We start from the raw sequence: 17443 nt of genomic DNA on the forward strand, positions 1-17443 counted from the left end.
CCCTTCTTGTCCGGACAGTTGCGGCTCTGGCGATTCTGTGAGCGGCCGCCGGACAAGTGGAGGACAGTCGTCAGTGCTTGAGCGGCGGTCGCTCAAGCCATACGGCGTCCGGCCAGCCCGGGCGATCGTTCACGTCCCGGCGGACCTCGACGAACCCATGGGCGGCGTAAAATCCAGCCGCGTGAGTGTTCCCGTCGGTGTAACTCCGCACCGGCGAACTCGTACGTCATCGGCCCACATCCTGCGCTGAGTCCCGAGTCGTGCACAGTACGGAACTCGCATCTCCCTCGACGTGATCGCCACCACTGCCGTGTGAGAGTGTCCAGATCGACCTTCTTATCTGGACAGTTGCGGTTCCAGCGATTCTGCGAGCGGCTCGTGGAGCCCCTACGTTGTCCAGCGCGCAAGGCTATACCGTGACCGAGTGGATCTTCTCGTGGTAGGTGGTAGCGGTTTCCTCGGACTGGAACTCACCCGTCAGGCGCGGCGGGCCGGTCACAGCGTCGCGGCGACCTTCCACAGTCGCGTTCCCGACGTCGCCGACGTCGACTGGAGGAGTTTGGACATCCGCCGCCGCGACGACGTGATGGCCCTGGCCCACGCAGTACGGCCTGACGTGATCATTAATGCTGCCTACCGGCAATCCGACTGGGCAACCACCGCTGACGGCGGCATGCATGTCGCCGTCGCAGCGGCAGCGGTCGGAGCTCGCCTGGTGCATGTGTCCAGCGACGCAGTGTTCTCCGGCACGACCGCCCGCTACGACGAGGCGCACGCCCCGGACCCCATCACGCCATACGGCGCCGCCAAGGCCGCCGCCGAGACAGCGATCAAGGGCATTACACCGACCGCCGCCATCGCCCGGACCTCGTTGATCATCGGTAACGGCGACTCGCCGCACGAGAGACACGTGCACGCATTGGCAACCGACGCCGTGACCGGTGTCCTGTTCACCGACGACATGCGGTGCCCGGTGCATGTCACCGACCTCGCCGCCGCACTGATCGAGCTGGCCGCGTCGTCCTATGCCGGAATCCATCACGTCGCCGGCGCGGATGCCATCAGCCGCTACGAACTCGGAGTGCTCATCGCACGCCGGGACGGTCTCGACCCGGCGACCCTTTCTGCCGGGCTCCGCGCCGGCACCGGCCTCCCCGGACCCATCGACGTCCGGTTGGACAGTGCCAACACTCAAGCACGCCTGAACACTCGCCTCCGAGGCGCACGCGAGTTCCTCGCAGCGACACCATCAGCATCACGCGAGTAGCCCGACTCTGGAGCACGCACCCCCGCAGGCCTCACCGATAGGCGGCCGCTTGCAGGCCGAAGAGCTCGGCGTACACCCCACGGGCGGCCATCAGCGCCGCATGATCACCACGCTCGACGATCTCACCGCCGGAGACCACGAGGATCAGATCGGCCATGCGTACGGTCGAGAAGCGATGCGACACGAGAACGGTGATGCCCCCGTTGCCCGCCGCCACCCGGCGCGACTGCTCGGAGTACCGCTGGAACAGGTCGTGCTCGGCCTGCGGGTCGAGAGCCGACGTAGGCTCGTCGAGGACCAGCAGCAACGGCCGGGGCCGCATCAACGCACGGCCCAGCGCCAGTTTCTGCCACTGCCCACCGGACAGCTCAGCGCCGTCGGTCCAGCTCTTGCCCAGCTGTGTCTCCAGCCCGGAGTCGAGACGGTCGAGCACGTCGGTCGCGTGTGCCCGGCCCAGGCCGGCCAGCACGTCGTCGGAGGAGTCGATGCGGGGCAGATCCCCGATGCCGACGGTCTCCCGGGCCACCAGCTCGAAGCGGACGAAGTCCTGGAAGCCGGCGGCGATCCGTTCCCGCCAGCCGGTGACCGACAGGCCGGCCAGGTCGTAGCCGTCGACGGTGATCCGCCCGGCGGTCGGCCGGTAGAAGCCGCACAGCAGCTTGACCAGCGTCGACTTCCCAGCGCCGTTCTCGCCGACGATCGCCACCGTCGCCCCGGCCGGCAGTGTCAGGTCGACGTCGCGCAGCACCGCTGTGCCGGTCCCGGGATAGGTGAACCCGACGCCGTCGAACGTGATCCCCTCCCGCAGCCGGTCCGGCGGCTCGACGACGCCGGCGGGCCCGCCCGACCGCTCCCGGACGAACGTCTCCAGCTCGCCCAGCCGGCGGTAGGTGCTGGCCGTGCGCTGCAACGTCTCCAGCAGCGTGACGGCCTGGGTGACCTGCTGGCTGACCTGCGCGGCGAGCACGATGACGAGCACCACGTCGCCGACGCTCCGATCGCCGCGGACCGCACTCGCCACGACGAGCAGAACCGCCGCGATGTAGGCGGCGGCGAAGACCAGCTGACCGGCGACGGTGAGCAGGGCCCCGGTCAGCCGGCCGTGCCAGAGCCGGTCCCCGGCCCGGTCCCAGAGCACCCCGTGCCGGTCCCGCAGCTCCTTCTGCAGCCGGAAGACCCGCAGCTCACCGGCGGTGTCGGCGCTCGTGGCCAGGCGGAAGAGATTCAATGCGACCCGGGTGGGCTCGGCGGCCGCGGTCCGGGACCGGTCGATCCGGCGTTCGGCCCATCGCCCGCACAGCAGGGGCGGGATCGCGGCCAGCGGTAGCAGGAGCAGTACCGGATGCAGCCGGGCCAGCAGCACCGCGGTGACTCCGGAGGCGATCAGCAGACCGAGCGTGTTCAGCAGCGCCTCGATCGCGCCCTGGAACTGCCGGCTGTCCTGCTCCAGCACGCTCAGCGTGTCGGCCTGCGCGGCGTCCTCGTGGTGGTGGATCCCGGCCGTGCCGTGCGACAGCCCGATCAGGCGCTGCTGGAAGTCGAGTTCGGCCAGGTCGGCCAGGTCGAAGTAGAAGACGTGCGCGAAGTGGGCGAAGGTGAGCACCGCGACCGCGAGAGCGGCGACCAGCAGGCCCGCCCGGGTGGCATCGGCACTGTCGCCGGCGACGACGGCGTCGGTCATCACGGCGAGGGCGGCGGCGATCAGGGGCGCCGCCGCCGCACCCGCCACCATCAGCAGGATCGATCCGATGGTCTTGCCGCGGTGCCGGCGCCAGATCGCCGCCAGCACCTCGCGTGCCCCTCTGATCAGGTCTCTCACGCCAGGGCTCCCTTGAGATCGGGCTCGTCACCGGCGAACCGGTCGGCCTGCAGCCGGAACAACGTCGCGTACCGGCCGTCGAGGGCCATCAGCTCCTCGTGGCTGCCCTGCTCGGACACCCGGCCGTCCGCCAGGACGACGATGTGGTCGGCCCGCCGCACGGTGCAGAACCGGTGCGAGATCAGCAGGGTGGTGACCCCCCTGGTCAGGCCGGTGAACTCGTCGAAGAACCGGGCCTCGGCCCGCACGTCCAGGGCGGCGGTCGGCTCGTCGAGGACCACCACCGACGCGCCGTGGCGCAGCGCGAACAGCGCCCGGGCCAGCGCCACCCGCTGCCACTGGCCGCCGGACAGATCGGCGCCGCCGGTCAGGTTGCGGCCCAGCGGCGTGTCGAAGCCGGCCGGCAGATCACGTAGGGCGGCGGCGATCCCGGCCTGCTCGGCGGACTGTTCGACACCGGCCCGGTCGTCGAGGCGGTGGGCGGCACCGTAGCCGATGTTGTCGGCGGCGGAGACCTCGAACCGGGCGAAACTCTGGAAGATCACCGCGATCCGCTGCCGCCAGCCGTCGACCGGGTAGGAGCGGACGTCCACGCCGTCGACGCTGACCTGGCCGCTGTCCGGCTCGTACAGCCGGGCGAGCAGCTTGACCAGGGTGGTCTTGCCCGCGCCGTTGAGGCCGACGATCGCCGTGCACCGCCCGGCCGGAAGGGTCAGGTCCAGGCCGTCCAGCACCGGCCGCCCGGTGCCCGGATAGCCGAAGGTGACCTGCTCGAACCGGATCGACCCGACACGGGCGGGCACCTCCGCGACCGGCACGTGCGGCGGTACGGCCGTCTCGTCCCGCACCCGGTCGGCGAACTTGCGCACCCCGTCGTGGCCGAGCATGCCGATCGCGGTCTGCACGTCGGCCTCGGGATAGAACTCGCCGAGTCGCAGTGCCGCCAGCGTCGACTGGACCACGATGGCGAACGCGGTCAGCGTCAGGCCACGCGACACCGTCTGCCCGATCAGCGCAAAGATGATCATGGTGGCGGCCAGCCCGCAGAGCGCGAACCACACGAACGGCCACAGGTAGATCCGGCGACGTGCCTCCCACAGCGGACGCATCCAGGCCAGGAAGGTCGCGCGGTACCGGTCGCTGAGCCAGCCGGTCAGGCCGAAGACCCGCAATTCCTTACCGGCGGCGGGCCGCAGCGACAACTCGCGGAAGTAGTCCATCTCGCGTTCGGCGTCCCACAGGTTCATCCGGACGTCGCCGAACTTGCGCAGGCCGCCGCGCTGGCCGTACCGGAAGAGAAGGACCGCGCCCAGCAGACCGGCCGCCGCCGGCCAGGACGCCGCCACACCGACCACCGCAACGTACCCTCCGAGCTGGACGTATCGCGCGATCAGCGCGATCTGCCCGGCACACGCCTCCCCCGGCGACTGGTAGGCGACCTCCAGGCCACCGACGGCCTGGCGAAGGTCGTCGAGCGCCTCCTGGTCCTCCAGCAGCGCGATGCCCGGCGAGCCCAGCGACGCGGCCATCAGCAGGTCGAAGACGTGGCCGTCGACGTTGCGGGCCACCAGGGTGCCGACCGCCGCCGCCACCGGCGCCAGGATCTGCTGCCCGGCGAAGGTGGCCGCCGCGACGACGAACGCGGTGACCAGAGCGTCGTACGCCGGTGACGCGAGCCCGTCCTGAACGGCGTCCGGCACCAGGCCCAGCAGGCGGGCGGTGGCCAGCACGAAGGCCACCGGCAGCACGCCGAGGACCAGGTTGATCGCCACCAGGACGGTGACCGGTCCGGCGCCGCCGTGGCGGGTCAGCCGGACGATGCTCAGCCGGTCGGCGATCAGGCGCCGCATCGTCACGGCTCCTGCAGGACCGACAGGATGTTGCCGGCCGGGTCACGGAACCAGGCGATCGGCGGGCCCTCGCCCCGGTACACGCCGGTGTCGTCCACGTTGTCGTACATCTCGAACCGCACGCCGTGCCGTCGCAGTTCGGCGACCGCCGCGTCGATGTCGGCGACCGGGAAGTTGAGCATCGTGTACGTGGCCGGCGTGTGTTCCGGTTTGGGGTAGACGAGCACCTCCGCGCCGGTGCCGAGGTGCAGGTGGAGCATGCCGTGCTCCTCGTCGACCGGCAGGCCGAGCACCTCGCCGTAGAACTTGCGGGCGGCCGGCACGTCGTCGACCGAGAACCCGCTGAAGGCCGCGCTGCTGGCGAGCATGGCCGTCTCCTTCCGTCGTTGAGAATCGGTGGTGCTCACGCCTGTTCCTTCTCGATCTGCCCGGTGGGCACCGGTGCTGTCCGCGCGCCGCTGCCGCCGCCCAGCACCTTGCGCATCACGGCCGGGCGCATCAGCGCGGTCACCGGGTCGACCAGGCCCGCCGCCCGCATGAACGCGGCGGTCAGCGTGCCGTCCCGGGTCGCGGCGGCGTGCAGGCGTGCCATGTAGGCGTTGCCCATCCGCGTCTTCAGAGTCCGCTGCCCCTCGACGCCGGGGAAGCTCAGGTCACCGCCGGCGGAGATCTCCCACGGCGCGTCGATGTCGCGGGACACGTCCCGGAAGAACGCCCGCGGCTCCGGCGCCCGCCCGGTGGACAGGTGCCGGCGCAGGGTCATCGCCTCCAGCGCGGCCACGGTCATGCCCTGGCCGTACACCGGGTTGAAGCTGCACACCCCGTCGCCGATCACCAGCAGCCGCTCGGGCAGGTCGGACAGTCGCTCGTAACGGCGGCGGACGCTGGCCGGGAACCGGAACGTCACGCCCTCGTCGAGGGGCTCGGCGTCGTGGATGGCGTCGTAGATGTCGGGGACCGGCAGAGACCGGGCGAAATCGCGGAAGCCGTCGAGGTCGGTCGGCGGGTGGTCGCCGAGGATCCCGGTCAGCGACAGCATGCTGCAGTCGCCGGGCAGCTTCGGGAAGAACGCTCCGCGCGGGTTCGCCGGCGAGGCCACCGGGTTGATCGACAGGTCGGTGCCGTACGGGTCACGGCGCAGCCGGAAATGCCGGGTGGTGTAGGCCAGCCCGACCTGCACCCGGTCCTCGGCGGGCCGCCGGTAGCCGAGCTGTTCGAGCCAGACCGGGGTACGCGAGCCCCGGCCGGTCGCGTCGACCACCAGGTCCGCCGTGATCTCCTCCTCGCCGTCACCGTCGTGGCGGGCGACCCGTACCCCGGTGATCCGGCGGCGGTCCGGGTCCGCCGTCACCCCGGCGATGTCGGTACCGGTCAGCATCGCGACGTTCGGCAGGGCGGCGACCCGCTCGCGGACGGTGTGCTCCAGCACCGGCCGGGTCGCCGAGACGCTGAGCAGCCCCGAATCGCCGGGCGCCAGGCGGCGGCCGTTGAAGTACCAGCGCAGGCTGCTCGCGACGTCCCCGGCCGGCACCCCGGCGCTGATCAGCCCGTCGGTCAGCCCGGGGAACAGCTCGTCGACGATCTGCTGGCCCCGGGCCAGCAGGGCGTGCGCGTGCCGGCCGTGCGGGACACCACGGCGTGGCTCGGCGCCGCCGTCCAGCCGGTCACGTTCGACGATCACCACCTCGCGGTAGTGGTCGGCCAGGACCCGGGCGGCCAGCAGCCCGGCCATGCCGGCGCCCAGCACGACCGCCCGGGCGCCGATGTCAACGCTGCTCATGGAACTCCTCCTGTGTCAGCGGGTGGTCAGCAGGTCGCGGCAGGCGGGCAGGCCACGCTCGCGGATGATGTCGTTGAGGTCGAAGAAGACGTCCGGGTCGGATTCGCTGAGCAGCCGCACCACCGGCGTGCCGTACTTGCGGACCATGTAGCGGTAGTTCTCGCCGGCACTGGCCATGTTGGCCTCGAAGTTCTTCGGGTGCGGGATGTCCAGGGCGGCCGCCGCCCGGCTCAGCATCACCCGTGCGCCGTCGAGATAGAGCCGGTAGCCGAGGTCGAGGTCCTCGCCGCCCCAGCCCTGGAAGGCCTCGTCGAAACCACCGACAGAGCGGATCTGGGCGGTACGGGCGGACGCGTTCACGGTCCAGTAGACGAGCCACGGCGCGGGCAGATCACCGAAGTCGTCGCCGTAGTGGCCGTAGAAGAACTCCCGCACGTCGGGCCAGCGCCCGCTGGCGCCCAGCCGGTACATCGCCCGGTCGGCGTCGGTGAGGTCGACGGTGGACAGGAACTCCTCGGCGTCGGCCGGGTCGGGCGCGAACCCGTAGACGTACCCGCAGACGGCCACCGGGCCGTCGGCTTCCCGGTGCGCCGCCCGGTGCCCGTCGAGGCAGCCGCTGTGCAGCACGATCCCGCTGTCGACGAACACGCTGATCTCGCCGCGCGCGTGGGCGACGCCGGTGTTGCGCATCCGCCCGGCCCGGAAACCCTCGTGCGGTGAGGTGAAGAAACGGATGTCGAGCTGGTCGCTGAAGCTCTCGACCACCTCGGCGGTGTCGTCGGACGAGCCGTCGTCGCAGACCAGCACCTCGAAGTGGTGGGGCGCCATCCGCTGCCGGGTCAGCGACAGCAGGGTCTGTGTCAGCAGCGGCGCCCGGTTGTAGGTGGGGACGATGACGCTGAGCTCGGGTGCACCGGTCATGCCGATCAGTCTTGTGGTGGCACGGGCGATCAACCCACTTCCAACGTGCGCTCGATCGATCGATGAGCATCTTCGGAGATGTGGCGGCCGGGAGCTGACCATGACGATGGGAGGCGCTTCGGCACGACCGGAAGGAGTGCTTCTCCATGTCGCCATCCCCTGTCCAGCCCACCCGCCGCCACCTGCTGCTCGGCGCCGCCGCCGGGCTCACCGCGACCACGCTGGAAGCCGGTGTGCTCGCACGGCCGGCCAGCGCCGGGCGGGCGGGTGCCAAACCGTCGGCGGCCCGCTCGCAGACCCTGATCACCGCCGGGTTCCTCTGGGGCCCGCCGTCGAACTTCAACATGTTCGGCGAGCAGACCTGGCCGACCCAGGTCAACTCGATGCAGCTGGTCTACGAGACGCTGTTCACCTTCGACATCCGCGACGGCACGCTGCGCCCGCAGCTGGCCGGTTCGTTCAAGACCGACTATCCGAACACGCTCACGGTCAAGCTGCGGCCGGAGGCGCACTGGCGGGACGGCCGGCCGCTGACGGCACACGACGTCGTCTACACCGTAGAACTGGCCCGGCGTTATCCCGAGGTCCAGTTCTCCGACGTATGGCTCTACATCGACGCGGTGAGCGCCCCGGACCGGCACACCGTGGTCTTCCACCTGAACCAGGCGCAGCTGAACCCCGGCATGATCAAGGCGCATCTGGCGCAGATCCCGATCGTGCCCCGGCATCTGTGGGAGAAGCTGGAGCGCAGGCACGCGCACCTGAGCGACTACTGGACCCAGGATCCGCTCGGCTCCGGCCCCTACCGGGTGCAGACCGCCGACGACACCCAGCTGGTGATGGTCCGCGACGACCGGTACTGGGGCCGGTGCAAGCGGGGCGGCCTGCCCGCGCCGCGGTACATCGTGCACCCGGTCTTCGACGGCAACGACGCCGGTAACGCCGCCTTCGAGCGCGGTGACGTGGACGTGATGCAGCAGTACCTGCCGGAGATCTGGAAGCTGCGCGAGCGGGGACTGCCGGTCGGCACCTGGCTGGACAGCGCGCCTTATCACGTACCCGGCGCCATGCCCATGATGATCTTCAATACGCTGCGGCCGGGGCTGAACGACCCCCGGGTGCGGCGGGCCATCGCCTTCGCCGTCGACTACGCCCGGATCGCCCGTGACGCGGTCTCCAACTACTCCGATCCGGCGAAGTCGAGCCTGCTGCTGCCGCAGGGACCGGAGGCGTCCTACTTCGACGCCGCCAACGTGGCCCGCAACGGCTGGCGCACCGACCCGGCCGAGGCGATCCGCATCCTGGAGCAGGATCTGGGCGCGGTCCGGGGCACCGACGGCGTCTACCGGCTGCCCGACGGCACCCGGCTGGGCGGCTGGCGGATGCAGGCACCGACCGGCTGGACGGACTGGCAGACCGCGATCGAGATCGTCGCGGAGAACGCCCGCGCGATCGGCATCGAGATCATCCCGACCTACCCGTCGGAGGCCGAGACCGCCACCACGCTCTACAACGCCGAGTTCGACATCGCCGTCTGGCACATCACCGCCACCACGCCGAGCACGCCGTGGCAGCGGTTCCGGGACGTCCTGGACATGCGCGGCGTGCCGGCGCCCGGTCTGCCGGCCTCCTACAACTACGGCCGGTTCGACCACCCGGACACCGCGACCCTGCTGGACAAGGCGGCCGTGGCCAACGGCACCGAGCTGATCTCCACGATCACCCGCCTGGACACGCTGTTCATGGAGCACGCGCCGATGGTCCCGCTGATGTACCGGCCGCTGGAGTTCTTCGAGTTCAACCAGACGGTGTGGACCGGGTTCCCGACCGCCGCCAATCCGACCGCGCCGCCGTCCTTCCAGGGCGCGGGCGTCGACTGGCTCTACCGGATCCGGCCCCGGCGCCGATGAGCGCCGGCGTGCACGTGAGAGGAGACCTGCCGATGGATCCCGCCGTGGTGGAGAGCTATCACCGGGACGGTTTCGTGCTGATGCCGCCCGGCTTCCTTCCCGGTACGGTCGTCGACCGCATCGCCGCGGCGGTGCCCGGCCTGCTCGGGAACGACGGGCCGGAACGGGTGATGGAACGCGACGGCGTCACCGTGCGGTCGGTGTACGGCGTACACCGTCAGGGTGTGGTCTTCCCCGCCGTGGTCCGTCATCCGGTCCTGCTCGGCGCGGCCCGCACGCTGCTGGGCGGTGAGGTCTACGTTCACCAGTCCAAGGTGAACGTGAAGGCGGCGTTCGCCGGTGATCAGTGGGACTGGCACCAGGACTACGTCTACTGGCTGCAGGACGACGGCATCACCCGGCCGGACATGGTCAACGTGGCGGTGTTCCTCGACGACGTCACCGAGTTCAACGGCCCGCTCACCTTCGTGCCCGGCTCGCACCGGCACGGGGTGCTGGCCGCGACCGGGCGCGACGGCATGCCGCTGGGCTACGAGGACGCGCCCGGCTGGATCGCCACCCTGACCGCCGACGAGAAGTTCCGGGTGCACACCGACGTGATCGCCGAGCTGACCGCCGACGCCGGCATGGTGAGCCCGAAGGGCCCGGCCGGGTCGGTGCTGTTCTTCCACCCGAACCTGCTGCACGCCTCGGTCCGCAACATGTCGCCGGGCCGCCGGGCGATGGCGATCTTCGTCTACAACGCCGTCGGCAACGCGCCCCGGCCGGTCGACAGCCCCCGGCCCGCCTTCCTCGCCGAGCCCGACGTCCGGCCGCTGCGGCCGGGCACCGCCGACCTGATCGGAGAGTCATCGTGACCGGCACCGTTCAGCTGATCCTGATGAACAGCGCGGAGTACCTGCTGCGCAATCCCTCGTTCACTCTCACCGGCCCGGAACGCGACGGCCTGGTCACCTACGTCGGTACCTCGGAGGCCGAGCACGCGGTGTTCTGGAGCGTCGAGCCCCGGGTGCTGGTGCTTCCGCACGGCTTCGACCGGCAGTGGTACACCGACGTGCACCGGGCGCTCGGTGTCGACGAGCCACCGGTCGTCGCGCCGCGGCCGGTCACCGGGATGCTCGTGCCCGACCTGATCAAGGACGGTGCGGCCCAGAACGAGCTGCGCCACCACCTGCTCACCTACGACCGGGTGGAACTGCTGGTCACCGGGCCCACCCCGGAGACGTACCAGCTGGCCGAGATCGTCCGAGGGTGGGGCCTGCCGGTGGAGATCGACCACCTGCCGGAGGAGCGGTACTGGGCCAGCCTCTACCTCGACTCCAAGATCAGCTGCATGGACCTGGCCCGGGAGATGCCCGGCGAGGTCGACGTGGCACCGGGCATGACCTTCTGCACCTGGACCGAGCTCACCGGCGGGCTGCGCGCCATGCTGGAGCGGCACGGTACGGTCGTCGCCCGCACCCTCTACGGCGTCTCCGGCGCCGGCACCGCGGTGATCCGCAACGAGCCGGGCAGCGTCGAGGCGTTCATCGCGTCGGCCGCCAAGGACTCGTTCTTCGCCTTCCCGATCCTGGTGCAGCGGTTCGTCCCGCACGCCGAGGGGGTCGGCTGCCCGGCCGCCGACATCCTGATCGGCGAGGACGGCGTGGAGAACATCGTGCTCTGCTCGCTGACGGTCAAGAACGGTCACGTCTTCCGCAGCGTGGACGTCGGTGACGGTGCCCTGCCGCCGGTCTGGGGTGACCGGATGCGCGCGGTGTCCCGTTCGCTGGGCACGGCCGCCCACCGGCTGGGATATCGCGGCTGGATGTGCGTGGACGCGGTGGCCGGCACCGACGACATCCTCTACGTCACCGAGATCAACGCCCGGCGCAGCGGCTCGATGCACGCCTGCATGCTGCTGAAGAACTGGGACGCCGAACGGGACCTGACCCTGTCGGCGCACTTCGTCGTCGAGGTGCCGTCCTGGGTCACCTACGCCGACCACGTCCGGCCGATCTTCCAGCGGCTGTGGGCGGACGGCGTCCGGGCGTACCCCACCAGCGTCCGTGGCCTGTCCTGGCCCGACTCGCTGTTCGCCGTCATCGCCGCCGCGCCCACCGCGGCGGAGGCCAACAAGATCGTCTCCGGGATCCGGGACGCCATCGACGCCCTCCAGCCGCCCGCGCTCGTCACCGCCGAGGAGAACTGAGTTGACTTCCTCCCTGACCGACACCGCGATCACCGACGACGTCCTCGCCGCGGCCTTCCCGGAGGACGGTTCGGCACCCGACATGGCGGTCCGCCTGCGCCTGTTCCGCCGCCTGCACCGCTACTACACCGACTACCTGGGCGCGCCGGGCGATTTCCAGCGGATTCCGCGCCTCAACACCGATCCGGAGATCGTCCGTCTGGAGAACGCGTGGCTGCGCTGGGAGGACGCCCAGGTCGACCTGACCCGGCTCCCGTCGGACGCGGCCGGATTCGCCAAGTGGTTCGAAGAGCTCAGCGCCGACCACGTGCAGCCCGAGTTCTGCCGGCACCTGGCCGAGGACGCCACCGAGGCCGAGGTCGCGCTCTTCTTCCTGGCCGAGGAGCTGGTCGACAGCCGCTTCGACGACCTGGTGGCCCTGGCCCAGCTCGGGTCGGCCGGCACGATGAAGCTGGTCATGGCCGAGAACTACTGGGACGAGATGGGTGAGGGCGTCGCCGAGCGGATGCACACCGTCCTGTTCGAGCACTCGGCGCGGCACATGCGGGCGGTGCTCGCCGCCCGCGGCTTCGACGTCGGCGACCTGATCTGCGCCGAGATCTACGAGAACGCGTGCCTGACCCTGATGTACGGCGTCCACCGCGAGCTCACTCCCCGCTCGCTGGGTGCGCTCGGGCTGATGGAGCACAGCGCGCCGCCCCGGTTCACCGCGATGGTGGCCGGCTGCACGCGGCTCGGCGTGCCCGAGGACGTCATCGAGTACCAGCGCATCCACATCCACGTCGACGAGAACCACGGCGCCGAGTGGCTGGAGCAGGTGCTCACCCCGCTGGCCGAGCGCTCCCCCGAACTGCTGCGGGAGATCGCCCTCGGCATCCTGACCCGGGAGCGCGTGGCCAACGCGTACTACCGGCGGGTCCGGCGGCAGATGACGGCGCTGCGCTGACCGATGGAGCCGGACGACTTCTACCAGGACGGAAGCCGGCTCCTCCAGGAGCGGTTCGGCACCCGGGCGCTGGCCGACCATCTGGCCGGTAGATACGTGCTCGCGGAACTGGAGGACCAGCACGCCGACTGGATCCGAGGCGCCGACACGGTCTGGCTGGCCACGGTCAGCCCGGCCGGGCAGCCGGAGTGCTCGTACAAGGGGGGCCTGCCGGGTTTCGTGCACGTGGCGGGCCCCCGCCTCCTGGAGATCCCCAGCTACGACGGCAACGGCATGTACCGCACGCTCGGCAACACCGTCACCAACCCGCGCGTCGGGCTGCTCTTCCTCTTCCCTGCGGTCCCGGCGAAGCTGCGGGTCAACGGCGCCTGCCAGCTGACGACGGACGGGCTGGACGCCCACCCCGGGGCCGAGGCGGTGCTGCGGGTGCACGTCGAGCAGGTCTTCGAGAACTGCCCCCGCTATCTGCACCACCCGGTGACCGGCGAGCACTCGGCGCACTGCCCGCGCCCCGGATACCGGCCGCCCGACGCCGACTGGAAGCAGAAACCGGAGTACGACCAGCTGCTGCCGGGCCGCCCGGCGGCAGCGGAACGGGAGCACCTGTGAACCGCATCATCGAGCTGTCCCACCGCATCGAGGACGGCATGGAGACCTACCCCGGGCTGCCCGGGCCACGCATCGGCGACCACATGTCCCGCGAGGCGTCCCGCGACCGGTATCCGGAGGGCACCGAGTTCCAGATCGGCACGGTGTCCCTGGTCGCCAACACCGGCACCTACGTGGACACCCCGTTCCACCGCTACCCCGACGGCCCCGACCTGGCCGCGATCGACCTGGCCCGGCTCGTCGACGTGCCGGGCCTGGTGATCGACGCGACCGCGCACGGCCGGGCGATCGGGCCGGAGCTGCTGTCCGGGACCGAGGTGCGGGGCCGGGCGGTGCTGTTCCGGACCGGCTGGGACCGGCGTTTCGGCACGACCGGCTACGGAGCCGCCGACCATCCGTTCCTCACCGCCGACATGGTGGAACGGCTGGTCAAGGCCGGTCCGGCGGTGGTCGGCATCGACTCGGTCAACATCGACGACATGGCCGACATGACCCGGCCCGCGCACACCGGCCTGCTCGGTGAGGGCATCCCGATCGTGGAGCACCTGCGCGGCCTGGATCTGCTGCCGGCGCGCGGCTTCCGCTTCCATGCGGCGCCGCCGGCGGTCGCCGGGATGGGCAGTTTCCCGGTCCGCGCCTACGCCGTCGTGGACGGGCCGCGATCGTGACCGCGACGCCGCTGGTCACGGTGATCATCCCGACCTACAACCGGGACACGATGATCCGGCGTACGCTCGCCGCCCTCACCCGCCAGAGCATCGGCACGGACCGTTTCGAGGTGCTCGTCGCCGACGACGGCGGCAGTGACGACACGCTCGCGGTGGTCCAGGAGTTCACCGGCGAACTGGACGTGCGCTACGTCTGGCAGCCGGACCGCGGCTTCCGGGCCGGGCAGGCACGCAACGCGGGCGCCCGGCTCGCGACCGCGCCGCTGCTGGTCTTCCTGGACAGCGGAGCCCTGGCCGGACCCGGTTTCCTGGCCGCGCACCTGGCCGCCCACGGCACCCCGGAGCGCCGGGTGGTGGTCGGCTACGCCTACGGCTACAACCCGGAGGAGCCGATGCACGGCGCCGAGGAGGTGATCCTCAGCCGGCACCCGGAGGAGACCGTCGCGCACTTCGACGGCGACCCCGCGTTCCACGACCTGCGGCACGGGATGCTCGAACCGTACGGCTTCGACCTGGAACGCCGGGCCCTGCCGTGGGACCTGACGTGGACCATCAACGTGTCGGTCGGGCGCGGCGACTTCTGGGCGGCCGGTGGCTTCGACGAGTCGTTCGTGGGCTGGGGCGCCGAGGACTCCGAGCTCGCCTACCGGCTGCACCGCTCGGGGCTGCGGTTCGCCTTCGACCGGGACGCCTGGGTGATCGAGGTGCCGCACGAGTCGGACTGGGACGTCCAGGACGAGACGTACCGGGTCAACATGCGGCAGTTCCTGGCCACCCACCGGCGGCCGGAGATCGAGATCGGTGAGCGGCTCGTCTTCCACGGCTCCGGGCTGGACTGGAGCGAGCACGTGCAGGCACTGAACGAGTGGGCGGTCAAGGCCCGCGAGGTCGACGTCGCGGAGGAGGTCGCCGCGGCGGTCCGCGAGGCCGGGCCGGGCGCGCGGATCGCCGTGTTCGGCTGCGGGGCGCACCGCCCGGACACGACGGTCCCGGCGCAGCTCTGCGACTTCGACCTGGACCTGCTGGAACAGGCCACGGCCGGGGGCGGGCACACCGGGCACCACGCGATCGGCATCCACACGCCCTTGGCCGACCGGTCGGTGGACGTGGTGGTCCTGACGTCCCGGCTGGCCGGGCTGCGCCCCCGCTGGGACGAGGACCTGCACGCCGAAGCGGCCCGCGTCGGCCTTCGGGTCGTCGACGCGGGCCGCCGGTAGCGGTCGCTCCCTAGGACGCGGCCTGGCCCGCACAGTGCGGTGCGTGCTCCGGCGCCTCGACCGGGGTCACGCCGGGCCGCGTCCACTGGGCGATCGGCCGCCCGTCGGCACGCCAGGCCGAGTACGTCGGGATCTGCGGCCAGCCCTCCGGGGAGTCCTCCCAGGTCTCCTTCCGCCCGTACACCGTCATGTCGAGCAGTTTGTGCTGCGCCATGATCGCCTCGACGCCGCGGCCGGTGGTCTCGTAGGTCAGGAAGAATCGGTCACCCTGACGCAGGTAGCAGGCGATGCTGCCGCCGCCGGCGAAGGCCGGGTCCTCGATGCCGTAGGTGGAGAACCACGGCAGGGTGTAACCCATGAAGTCGCGGAACGGCGCGGCCTCCTCGTAGGGGCCCTCGCAGAAGACAGCGGCCGAGACGCCACGAACCTCCAGGTAGGAGGCGTCGTGGAAGTCCCAGACGGTGGCCGTGCAACCCTCGCACTGGTCCTCGAAGGGCTTGCCGAGGTGCCACATGTGCTTATAGACGACGAGCTGGTCGCGGCCCTGGAAGATGTCCGCCAGCGGGGTCGGGCCGTCGGGCCCGACGAGCGTGACCGGATCGACCTCGGTCATCGGCAGACGACGGCGGGCGGCGGCGATGGCGTCGCCCTCGCGGGTGTGCGCCTTCTCGCGGACCAGAAGTTTCTCGCACTCGTCGAGCCAGGCCTGCCGATCGACGACCGCCGGGGCGGCGGGACTCGTGGGATCGTGTGAAGACATGCTCGCTACTCTAAACATAGTCATCGCTTCTGTTAAGTAAGTGGGTCGGATGTGCCGATAAAACGGGCATACGCAGATTTCGGGGACGCTTGTCGCGCGGCGAACGCTCTCGATCTGGTCGGCGACCGGTGGACGCTGCTCCTCGTGCGGGAGCTGATCCTCGGCCCGAAGAGGTTCGCCGACCTCCAGGAGTCGGTGCGCGGCATCGGCCCGGCCGTGCTCACCGAGCGGCTGCGCACACTGTGCGACGCCGGGATCGTCGAGCCGGTCGAGCTGCCCGACCTGGCCCGGACCAGGGCGTATGCGGCGACACCCTGGGGCCGGGGGCTGGAGCCGGTGCTGGAGTCGCTCGGCCGGTGGTTCTCGTCCGGCCCCGCCCCGGCCACCTCCGGCGGCATGACACCGGACGCGACGGTCATCGCCATGCGGACCATGGCGCCGGAGCGACCGGGCCCGCTGCCCGGCATCGAGTTGCGGCTGCGCGACGACCGCCGCGCCCACCCGCCCGAGCATCGGTACGGTGTGGTCACCGACGGCGACGTCCTCGCCGTCACCGCCGGTGAACTGCCACGGGCCGTGGCCACGGTGACCGCCGACTCCACCCTCTGGAGCGAGGTCCTCTTCGACGGCCGGCCACTGGACGACGCCGTGCGGGTGACCGGCGAGCGGTCCGCGGTCGACCGGCTCGTCGCCATCTACGCTCCTCCGGTGAACTGCCAGTAACCCTTGGCGTTCAGCGTGCCGTCGGCGGTGCCCAGGCCGTACAACCGCAGGTGTTCCCGCAGGATGCGGGTCGCCGTCGCCTCGGCCGCGACGAAGGCCTGCACCCGGCCCGCCGGCAGCGCGAGCCGAAGCACGTAACGGATCAGGGCCTCGCCCGGCCGGTCCCGCCCGCGATCGAGCCACCGCACCGGGCGGCCCCGCAGGTAGTCGCGATAGCCACGGTCGGCTGTCTCCACCACCACCAGGCGCCCGGCCGCAGCCGGCAGCGCGTCCAGGATCGCGCCGAGCGCCGGCAGCGCCGTCTCGTCGCCGACCAGCAGGTGCAGCGCGGTGCCGGGCAGCCGCCGGTATCCGGACTCCGGCCGCAGGAGCCCGACCGGTGATCCCGGACGGGCTCCCGCGGCCCACGACGCGCCGGGGCCGTCGTGGTGCAGCAGCATGTCGACGTCCATCTCGGCGGTGATCCGGTCGTGCCGGCGAACCGTGTACGACCGCATCGCCGTGCGACTGCCCGGCGCCCACAGCAGGCCCCGGGGCGTCCACTCCGGGAAATCGGGCGGCATCGCCGGATCCGACGGCAGGAACAGCCGTACCTTGGCCGCCGGCGGCGCGGCCGGCAGGTCGGCCAGCACCCGCCCGGCCAGGGTGACGCGGCACATCCCCGGCACGACCCGCGTCACCCGCCGCACCGTCGCCCGCAGAAACTGGGGATCACGCAGCGAACGGCCGCGCGGCTCCAGGACCCGGTTCATCTCGGGGAGATACATGGCCATGGCTCTGCC

At 71.3% G+C, this 17443-nt stretch carries 16 protein-coding genes; 9 read left to right on the forward strand and 7 right to left on the reverse strand.

The window, feature by feature from the left end; translation table 11 throughout:
• Positions 1–424 precede the first annotated feature (424 nt).
• Positions 425–1267 (forward strand): sugar nucleotide-binding protein, encoded by an 843-nt coding sequence (locus ACFO0C_RS29065; RefSeq protein WP_378069881.1) that lies wholly within the window; start codon positions 425–427, stop codon positions 1265–1267.
• 31 nt (positions 1268–1298) lie between these two features.
• On the opposite strand, the gene ACFO0C_RS29070 is transcribed toward ACFO0C_RS29065, so the two are convergent.
• Genes ACFO0C_RS29070 through ACFO0C_RS29090 form a run of 5 tightly spaced genes read right to left on the reverse strand, consistent with a single transcriptional unit; the run spans position 1299 to position 7637 of the window.
• Complete coding sequence (locus ACFO0C_RS29070) at positions 1299–3086, reverse strand: ABC transporter ATP-binding protein (RefSeq protein ID WP_378069882.1); 1788 nt, start codon at positions 3084–3086, stop codon at positions 1299–1301.
• On the reverse strand, positions 3083–4936 hold the full coding sequence (locus ACFO0C_RS29075) for an ABC transporter ATP-binding protein (RefSeq protein ID WP_378069883.1): 1854 nt from the start codon (positions 4934–4936) through the stop codon (positions 3083–3085). The genes ACFO0C_RS29070 and ACFO0C_RS29075 overlap by 4 nt, the downstream gene beginning before the upstream one ends.
• Before the next feature lie 2 nt (positions 4937–4938).
• Positions 4939–5304 carry a VOC family protein gene (locus ACFO0C_RS29080; protein ID WP_378069884.1) on the reverse strand — a complete coding sequence of 122 codons (366 nt, stop codon included), beginning with the start codon at positions 5302–5304 and terminating at the stop codon, positions 4939–4941.
• 35 nt (positions 5305–5339) lie between these two features.
• Positions 5340–6716: an FAD-dependent oxidoreductase gene (locus ACFO0C_RS29085; RefSeq protein WP_378069885.1), complete on the reverse strand. Its 1377-nt coding sequence runs from the start codon at positions 6714–6716 to the stop codon at positions 5340–5342.
• A gap of 15 nt (positions 6717–6731) precedes the next feature.
• A complete protein-coding gene (locus tag ACFO0C_RS29090; protein WP_378069886.1) occupies positions 6732–7637 on the reverse strand; it encodes a glycosyltransferase in 906 nt (301 codons plus the stop codon).
• 146 nt (positions 7638–7783) lie between these two features.
• Between ACFO0C_RS29090 and ACFO0C_RS29095 the strand changes: the two genes are divergently transcribed.
• Genes ACFO0C_RS29095 through ACFO0C_RS29125 form a run of 7 tightly spaced genes read left to right on the forward strand, consistent with a single transcriptional unit; the run spans position 7784 to position 15178 of the window.
• Positions 7784–9547, forward strand: coding sequence for an ABC transporter substrate-binding protein (locus ACFO0C_RS29095; protein ID WP_378069887.1), 1764 nt, complete (start codon positions 7784–7786; stop codon positions 9545–9547).
• 32 nt (positions 9548–9579) lie between these two features.
• On the forward strand, positions 9580–10404 hold the full coding sequence (locus ACFO0C_RS29100) for a phytanoyl-CoA dioxygenase family protein (RefSeq protein WP_378069888.1): 825 nt from the start codon (positions 9580–9582) through the stop codon (positions 10402–10404).
• The gene (locus ACFO0C_RS29105; protein ID WP_378069889.1) at positions 10401–11738 is read left to right on the forward strand and encodes a hypothetical protein; all 1338 of its coding nucleotides are present in this window, start codon (positions 10401–10403) and stop codon (positions 11736–11738) included. Before ACFO0C_RS29100 ends, ACFO0C_RS29105 begins: the two co-directional genes overlap by 4 nt.
• A 1-nt stretch (position 11739) precedes the next feature.
• Entirely contained in the window at positions 11740–12684 is a 945-nt protein-coding gene (locus tag ACFO0C_RS29110; protein WP_378069890.1) for an iron-containing redox enzyme family protein, read from the forward strand.
• 3 nt (positions 12685–12687) lie between these two features.
• Positions 12688–13293: a pyridoxamine 5'-phosphate oxidase family protein gene (locus ACFO0C_RS29115; protein ID WP_378069891.1), complete on the forward strand. Its 606-nt coding sequence runs from the start codon at positions 12688–12690 to the stop codon at positions 13291–13293.
• The gene (locus ACFO0C_RS29120) at positions 13290–13961 is read left to right on the forward strand and encodes a cyclase family protein (protein ID WP_378069892.1); all 672 of its coding nucleotides are present in this window, start codon (positions 13290–13292) and stop codon (positions 13959–13961) included. Before ACFO0C_RS29115 ends, ACFO0C_RS29120 begins: the two co-directional genes overlap by 4 nt.
• Positions 13958–15178 carry a glycosyltransferase gene (locus ACFO0C_RS29125; protein ID WP_378069893.1) on the forward strand — a complete coding sequence of 407 codons (1221 nt, stop codon included), beginning with the start codon at positions 13958–13960 and terminating at the stop codon, positions 15176–15178. Before ACFO0C_RS29120 ends, ACFO0C_RS29125 begins: the two co-directional genes overlap by 4 nt.
• A gap of 10 nt (positions 15179–15188) precedes the next feature.
• On the opposite strand, the gene ACFO0C_RS29130 is transcribed toward ACFO0C_RS29125, so the two are convergent.
• Positions 15189–15938: a DUF899 family protein gene (locus ACFO0C_RS29130; protein WP_378069894.1), complete on the reverse strand. Its 750-nt coding sequence runs from the start codon at positions 15936–15938 to the stop codon at positions 15189–15191.
• A gap of 51 nt (positions 15939–15989) precedes the next feature.
• On the opposite strand from ACFO0C_RS29130, the gene ACFO0C_RS29135 reads away from it, so the two are divergent.
• On the forward strand, positions 15990–16661 hold the full coding sequence (locus tag ACFO0C_RS29135; protein WP_378069895.1) for a winged helix-turn-helix transcriptional regulator: 672 nt from the start codon (positions 15990–15992) through the stop codon (positions 16659–16661).
• Here the strand turns inward: ACFO0C_RS29135 and ACFO0C_RS29140 are convergent.
• Positions 16634–17428, reverse strand: a complete 795-nt coding sequence (locus tag ACFO0C_RS29140; protein ID WP_378069896.1) for a siderophore-interacting protein — start codon at positions 17426–17428, stop codon at positions 16634–16636. The genes ACFO0C_RS29135 and ACFO0C_RS29140 overlap by 28 nt on opposite strands.
• Positions 17429–17443: the final 15 nt, after the last annotated feature.

It is taken from the genome of Actinoplanes subglobosus, assembly GCF_042650585.1.
Classification (GTDB): Bacteria; Actinomycetota; Actinomycetes; order Mycobacteriales; family Micromonosporaceae; genus Actinoplanes; species Actinoplanes subglobosus.